Origin of the sequence: Vibrio sp. 10N.222.46.A1, from assembly GCF_041473595.1 — a bacterium.
Classification (GTDB): Bacteria; Pseudomonadota; Gammaproteobacteria; order Enterobacterales; family Vibrionaceae; genus Vibrio; species Vibrio tasmaniensis_A.
The window spans coordinates 1-1053 of record NZ_JBFRSN010000509.1 but is presented as its reverse complement, the minus strand read 5'-3'; the positions used below and the strand labels follow the sequence as shown (position 1 = coordinate 1053).

Here is a 1053-nt window from a genome sequence, read left to right as displayed (position 1 = left end):
GTATAAACTGGCAGCCAATAAAAATGGACGCTTATTCAGCGTCCATTTGATATCACATTAAGAAGAGATCGACCTTAAGCCGTACTTAGTTCTCTCCGTATTAGCTATTCTCGTACTAGCCTTTTTCCGGGTTAGTTCTCTTCGTGATTGTAAACATGTACATCTCGTTGAGGGAATGGAATCGTGATGCCCTCTTCATCGAAGCGTTTCTTCACGGTTTCCGTCACATCCCAATACACTTCCCAGTAGTCATCTGTCTTAACCCAAGGTCTTACAACAAAATCAACTGAAGACGTATTCAAGGTGTGAAGCTTGATCATATGCTCTGGTTTTTTCAACACTAGAGGGTGAGCAAGAATGATGTCGTTCAATACCGATTTTGCTTTATCGATATCATCTGAGTAACCGATACCAAAAACCATATCAACACGTCTCACACGCTCTGCTGTGATGTTGTTGATCACGTCACCCCAGATCTTGTTGTTTGGGATCACCAAGCGTTGGTTATCGATGGTTTGAACGGTTGTCGATACTAAGCTCATGTCTTTTACAGTGCCTTGAACACCAGCGACTTTGACCATGTCGCCAACATCGTACGGACGGTAGATCAAGATCATCAAGCCCGATGCAAAGTTAGACAGCGTATCTTGCAATGCAAAACCAATGATGACACCCGCAACACCGAAACCCGTTAATAGTGGTGCTAGCTCAATCCCTATTTGAGACAGGGCGATCAGCAAACCAACAAACACGACCGCTTTAGATGCAATTGATACAAAGAAGTCCTGCATCAATACACTGAAGTCCATTTTAGAGTGCGAAACACTCTTACGAACGGTTTTACGAGCCACATTAGCAATAAGGCGAGTTACATACAAAATACCGAGGAAAAGCGCGAGTTTAACGATAAATGAAGGGGTATTTTCAAAAGCCCATGAACTGAATGAACGAAGCCAACCATCCAACAACTCCAGTGCAACATCAACATCCAATACATCAGCGTTAATGTCGCCGGTGGTCGCTAATAGAATACGCTTGTACGAGGTGACATCC

1 protein-coding gene is annotated in these 1053 nt (G+C 43.5%); it reads right to left on the bottom strand.

Annotation, left to right across the window (positions count from 1 at the left end; genetic code table 11):
* Positions 1–131 precede the first annotated feature (131 nt).
* The coding region (locus tag AB4496_RS14915; RefSeq protein ID WP_372131244.1) for a mechanosensitive ion channel family protein at positions 132–1053 on the bottom strand (922 nt) is incomplete at its 5' end.